This is a genomic window from Calditrichota bacterium (assembly GCA_013151735.1).
Classification (GTDB): domain Bacteria; phylum Zhuqueibacterota; class JdFR-76; order JdFR-76; family BMS3Abin05; genus BMS3Abin05.
On record JAADHR010000177.1, the window covers coordinates 1 to 6,311 of the forward strand.

At 49.9% G+C, this 6,311-nt stretch carries 5 protein-coding genes; all 5 read right to left on the reverse strand.

Going from position 1 to position 6,311, the window contains the following annotated elements:
• Window positions 1–188: 188 nt before the first annotated feature.
• A complete protein-coding gene (gene idi / locus GXO76_12260) occupies window positions 189–752 on the reverse strand; it encodes an isopentenyl-diphosphate Delta-isomerase (GenBank protein ID NOY78633.1) in 564 nt (187 codons plus the stop codon).
• Window positions 753–792: 40 nt separating this feature from the next.
• The gene (locus GXO76_12265; GenBank protein ID NOY78634.1) at window positions 793–3,030 is read right to left on the reverse strand and encodes a hydroxymethylglutaryl-CoA reductase, degradative; all 2,238 of its coding nucleotides are present in this window, start codon (window positions 3,028–3,030) and stop codon (window positions 793–795) included.
• Window positions 3,008–4,111: a hypothetical protein gene (locus GXO76_12270; GenBank protein NOY78635.1), complete on the reverse strand. Its 1,104-nt coding sequence runs from the start codon at window positions 4,109–4,111 to the stop codon at window positions 3,008–3,010. Before GXO76_12270 ends, GXO76_12265 begins: the two co-directional genes overlap by 23 nt.
• The gene (gene mvaD / locus GXO76_12275) at window positions 4,108–5,094 is read right to left on the reverse strand and encodes a diphosphomevalonate decarboxylase (GenBank protein NOY78636.1); all 987 of its coding nucleotides are present in this window, start codon (window positions 5,092–5,094) and stop codon (window positions 4,108–4,110) included. Before mvaD ends, GXO76_12270 begins: the two co-directional genes overlap by 4 nt.
• A 320-nt stretch (window positions 5,095–5,414) precedes the next feature.
• Window positions 5,415–5,921, reverse strand: a complete 507-nt coding sequence (locus GXO76_12280) for a macro domain-containing protein (protein NOY78637.1) — start codon at window positions 5,919–5,921, stop codon at window positions 5,415–5,417.
• Between the last annotated feature and the right edge of the window lie 390 nt (window positions 5,922–6,311).

Here is a 6,311-nt window from a genome sequence, read left to right on the forward strand (position 1 = left end):
GGGGTGGGTTCAAAAGAGGCCGTGCCTCACTATTCTGAAATATTGCTTTTCCCATAAAAAATTCCAGCAGAGCCGCCTTTTCTATTTTTAAGAGATCTCCCCCCTTTTTTCACAAAAAAACTTTTTGGAAATAAAAATCGCAGCCACCACAAAGCAAAGGATTTACCATCGGAGGGATATGTGAGCGCCTACAGCTTTTCGACCCGATCCCAAAACTCTTCCCGGATGCGTTTCCATTCCATCTTGAACCACGGCGAATAGCGGTCTTCATGCTGAGAGAGATCGGTTTCCAGCTCCTCAGCCCCTACAAATTTCCATTCCGCGATTTCATTTTCATTGGCACGAACCGGCCCGTTGTATTTCCCAATGTACACCGAACAAAGCTCTCTTTCGGAACCTTTGTGCTTATAGCGGGCATGGTACTGAAATTTGTACAAAAAATGAAGCGGTACCGAAAATCCGATCTCCTCTTCCAGACGCCGCTGTGTGGCAATCTCCATGGATTCCCCCTTTCTGGGATGACTGCACACACTGTTCGACCAGTACAACGGCCAGAGCCATTTTTGATCACTTCGCTTTTGGAGGAGCAGCTGTTTTTGATCGTTAAAAATAAAAATGGAAAAGGCCCGGTGTAAAATGCCTTCCCCCCGATGACAGTCCAATTTGGGTTTATAGCCAACAACTTCGTCAAATTCGTTGACCAAAATCAAAGGTTCATCTTCAAAAGAGACAACGTGAGTATTTTCAGACATAAAACCACCTTCACTCATTGGAACAGTCCAGATTTTTTAGTTACCCGATTTCCGTAATAATTCCGCGGTAGCCGGCTTTCTGCATGGCCTCCACAACCTGCTCGGCATTTTCGGGACACAAGGCAATCACGGCACCACCACCACCACCACCGGTAAGTTTAGCGCCCAGCGCCCCGTTATTTCGGGCAATTTCTACCAGCTCTTCCAGTTCCCAGGAGGATACCTGAAGCGCATTTAACAGGCCCTGATTAATATTCATCAAATAGCCCAGTTTTTCCAGATCGTACTCTTGAATCGCCCCGACAGCCTGTATGGTTAAATCGTCAATTTGTTTGAATATCTGACCGTAGAGCGATTTGTTCTTTTCCCATGCCTGACGAACCTGACGAACCATTTTCAGCGTCAAACCTTCCACGCCACTCAGTCCAATCACAATGGGAAGGGGTTTGGGAACCACCACCTCCTGAAACATGGGCGGCGTGTCCTTCCGGTACAGAATAAATTTTCCGTAAGTGGCCATCGTGTTGTCGATTCCCGAAGGCGTGCCGTGGACTATTTTCTCAGACTCGTAGGCCAATGTGTTCACTTCTTCGTCGGAAAGCCCCAATTTGAAATGCTCGGAGAGGGCGCGAATAATGGCAACCGCCAGTGCGGCCGAGCCGCCCAATCCCATGGCCCGCGGAATCTGGGGAAGCACAAAAAGGCGCATATTCTGATCCAGCAGCTGGAGGGAACTCAGAATCATGTGAAGCGAGTTGTAAATGGAATACTTGTAGTTTTTACCGCGTTGGATTTCTTCCTCAATCCCCCATTGCGGCACGATCAAGTGAATTCCATCCCGGGCGTCTTCCACCCGGGCCTGAATCGCCAACGAAATAGGCGCTGCAATGGCATGACTTCCGTACACCACTGCATGCTCGCCTAAAAGAATCACCTTGCCGTGTCCCGCAGGCAGAGGTTTCCCTCCTTCCCCCGTGGTATCAAACGCCGCTTTACCCTGAAGCATGTGCAAAATCTCCTGAGCCTTCCAGATTTTTATGGTTCCCCCTTCAATCAATCGATCCACAACCTCATCAAAATACTCTTCGGGAACGTGTGCGGCCTTGGCGACACTGCGGGCGTGCAAGCTCATGTGTCCCCGCTGAATACCCTCCGTTACAAGTGCCCGAAGTGCCGAAAAATTCTGTGCCAGTCCCACGGCTCCCATGACCTCTGCCAATTCCCGCGCGGATTGAATCCCCAATATTCGGTGGGCAATTTTCACAGCCGGATTGGATTGCAGGGGTCCGCCCACCGTGCCGACCTTGATCGGAAGCTCGATGGTGCCCACCAAATTGCCTGCTTCGTCTTTGTACCAGTTGGTCAGGGACGAGTACGCCTGCCCCCGGGCAGCGTAGGCATGCGCGCCCGCCTCCAGCGCCCGCCAGTCGTTACCGGTGGCAATGGCCACGGGATCAATCCCGTTTAAAATGCCCTTGTTGTGGGTGGCCGCCCGGTAGGGATCCACAGCCGCAAAGTGGTTGGCCAGAATAATTCCCTCACGAATTTCCTCGCCCGAAAAATCTTTGCCTTCCAGGAGCTTCGAGGGAATCACGGCTTTTGCCCGCACAATGGATCGATCGGCCAGATTGGAAAGAATTCGCAGAAAAACTTTTCCGTGCGTGATTTTTTCGATGAGCGAAGCCACCCCCTCGCACATGCTGTTCACAAGATTTGCCCCCATGGCGTCCCGGGTATCCACAAACAGGTGAACCACCAGCATTTCGCCGAACCGGGAAGAAGCCGGATGCAAAACCACTTCCAGATCCCGGGCACCGCCTCCGCGCGCGGCCATGTGCGGATGAAGGTCATTTGCCAGATTCAGGATTTCGTCCTTTCGCCGAAGAATGGCCTGTTTGGCCCGCGTCGGATGCTCCACATCGACTACCTGAATTTGGCCGATCAGAATGGGGTCGGTACTTTTGCTTTCAAATCCTCCGGCCGCCCGGACCAGTTTGGCCCCGGAGCTCACGGCGGCAATAATCGACGGTTCTTCCACCACCATGGGCACAATGTAATCTTTGCCGTTGATCAGAAAATTAAGGCCGAGACCCAGTGGAAGGCTAAAAACACCAATCACATTTTCCACCATTTTATCGGCTTCTTCGGGATGAAGAACGTATTTTCCGTTGGTCAGTTCGCGGGTTTCTTCTTCGGTGAGAATGCCATTCTGTCGCAGAATTTTCAATCGTTCTAAAATAGAGTACTGATAAAAATTAGGAATTCGAGATGTCTTCATGTATTTTGGCCTCGTCGTGTTGAATCTGAATTCCCGTTGTTCCAAAATCTAAATCCATAATTTCAAAACCGGCACGGGTGATTTCCTGCCGGAGGCTTTCAATTACCTCCTCGGAATCGCTGAAGGCAATCCCCAGATCACCGCCGCCGGCACCGGACGGTTTGTACACCGCCCCCACATTTGCCGATATATCCGCCAATTGCTGGTGTTCTTTTGAAATGACCGGCGCTCCGATTTTTTCCCCCAGTTTTTCCATGATCTGGTGGTACGCCCGAACGCTTTCCAGAAATCCGGGTACATTCTCCTGTTTAAACGCACGGCATCCTTCAGACGACCAATACCGCATTTCCTCCAGAAGCGACTGGTAATGCTTTCGGTTTAATTGTTTGAATTTGTAAAACTGCTTCACAAAATCGATGGTCGAGGAAGATTTGCCTGCCCAAATGGGCAAATAATGCAATCCGGACGGCATTTTAAGGGGTTCGGCTTTTGCGGAAAAATTTGGCCAGGAATCCTCAATTTTATAGCACAAGACCCCCCCGTAAACCGAGGCGGCAATATCAATTCCGCTGCCCATGTTTCCCTGTGCCAGGCGGTGGGCCTCAAGGGCCTCCCGAAATAATTTATTCGCATCCTGCGGGCGCCCCATGACCTGCTCGTACAAACTGGCAATCAGCGCAACGGTGAGAGCCGCGCTGGAACCCAGCCCAAGTTTCGCCGATTGTTTTTGATAAAAAAATTCAGAGGTATCCAACAGGATACTGGTTGAAACCAGGGATTTCCCGTGCTTTTTCAGGGTGTGCAGGGCATATTCAAAGATTGAAAGAAAGAGCTGCATTTTTTGAGCGGTTCTTTTAAGCGGGCGTTTCAGGAATTGAATTCTTCCGCTGGCATCGATTAAAAACCGCATTCCGGGGATGTCGATGGCCGGCGCCCGCAAGAGGAATGTGGAATCCCCTGTGCTTTCCAGCGTGACCTGTGCAAAACGATTCACCGTAGCCACCAGTGCTGAGGCACCCTCCAGCACCGCATATTCACCCAACAAAATCAGCTTTCCGGGTACTTTTGTAATAACTTTCAATGGTTTTCCTCAATTATGTGCGCGCCGGGGCCCACAGTTGTGTGGATGAGACGCCGGACACCCGAGATATTTCTAAGAATCGACGTTACCTGCTCGGAATAACCGGGTTCGCAGATGACCTTGACCTGAGGTCCCGCATCAATTGTGAAAAATACGGGAACACCCTTTTTACGAAGATCAAGAACGGCCTGAATGACTTCAACGGTGACGGCATTCCAGTAAATTAATGCGGGCTTCGTGGCCATCATAAGCCCGTGCATTTTCAAGCAACTGTGCTCGGCAATCTCGGCCAGCCGGTCAAAATCACGCTGAATAACAGCCTCCCGCATCCCGGCAATGTCTGCTGGTGACGCTTCCACCCAGGCGGTGTAATAGGGAGAGGTTTCCTCCGACCGTTTCATCCCCTCCGTGGAACCGACGGCCTTTTTCTCCTCGGTCGTAACAGCCACCAGAATGTCCAGCGGCCAGTACTTTTCATCCGCAATTTGGACAGCAAAGCTGTCCGTGCCGTCCGGCTTTTCCCCGCGAAACATTTCTACAAAACCGCCAAAAACGGAGCGCGCCGCCGAGCCGGACCCCTTCCGCGCCAAAATTGAGAGCTCTTGCGGCGAATAGCTCAAATTCAAGGCCCGTGTGGCAGCCAGCGCAAGTGCCGCAAAGGCTGACGCCGAGGACGCCAGACCGGCGCCGGTCGGAAAATTATTTTCGCTTTCGATGCGGGCAAACCGGCTCTCTTTTAAAGGTCGGCGGATTTCATCCAAAAAATAAGCAATTCTCAGCCGCTCCGATTCATTGGCCGGTCGCCCATTAAGAAAAAGTTCGTCTTTCTGCAGGGAGGGGTCAAATCGCACCGACGTTTGGGTGTACAAATCCCGAAGGGTGATCGACAGGGACCCAACAGCCGGAAGATTAAGCCGTTCATTCCGCTTTCCCCAATATTTTACCAAAGCAATGTTTGAATGAGCAATTGCTGTAGCTGTCATTTAAATAACGATTTGTAACTATTTAGCCATCAAAATAAATAATGATTTGGTTTCCACTTTTCGTAAATGTCGTGGATTAAGAGTCTAAAAACAAGAACCTAACTTTTTAATCTACATATAAAATATCAGGAAATCAATAAAAATTTGGAACCCATTGCGCGTCTGAATCGCTACACATCACCAGCCTTCGGCTTGTGGCACTCGATTGAATGAATTCTTTGCTTTTAACCGCAAACTATCGCAACCCAGATACTTGCACGCCATTTTTCAGGCGTTTTTGCTCAGGTACAATTTTGGAAAAAAACCAATCGAATGGGACATTAGCCCTTCTCAAGAGCCCCCCGAAATGCCTGAACCATTTCTTTATTCCGATCAACCAGAAGAACCTGTTTTAAAGACGTTGCCTCAAACGACAGCAGAACTGAAACGATTGCCAGAGCCGCGTCAGGACGAGGCACGCGGCCCACCCCGGTGCCCATCCCCGGAAAAGCAAGGGATTTCACGTTCAGGTGATCCGCGGTTTCCAGGGCAGCCTGAACCGCTCGTTTGATATTTTCAATCGTCGTCCGTTGCGTGGGTTTTTCCATAGTCGGAGCATGAATCACGTACCGGGCGGCAAGGCGTCCGGCGGTGGTGGCCACGGCTGTTCCTACGGGAATCGGGGCCCGGGCAACGGCCTCTTTTTCAATCTCCGCCCCACCCGCACGCTTGATGGCACCGGCCACACCACCCCCCATTTTACCAAAGCTGTTTGCCGGATTGACAATCGCGTCTGCAACTATTTTGGTTAAATCGCCCAATTGAACATCAATCATTTCTTTTTTCATTTTGTGTGCTCTTTTTAAAAAATGTTTCTACTTGAATTTTTGTGGGCATTGTTTTAGCGGAATACGCTAAAAGAAATCTTTAAAAAACAACAAAGCCCACTCTGTATTTTTGTTTTACTGCAAAAACTATCAGTAAAAATACTGAAAGGGAAAATCTGCCTTTTTATTCCTGTGTACCATCTCACTTTAGTGCGTATTTAGCAGAATCTGTCTATTCCTGACCCTCCCTCCGGCCCCCTCCCTGAAATCAGGGAGGGGGAGTCAGGGGGTGGGTTCAAAAGGCCGGATTTCATTTTCAAAAAGACTATTTTCCCCGTAAAAAAACATTAAAAAAAATGCGCCATTAATTCAATGCAATACCGCTAACAGTTACTGCAAAAATTAAACCCA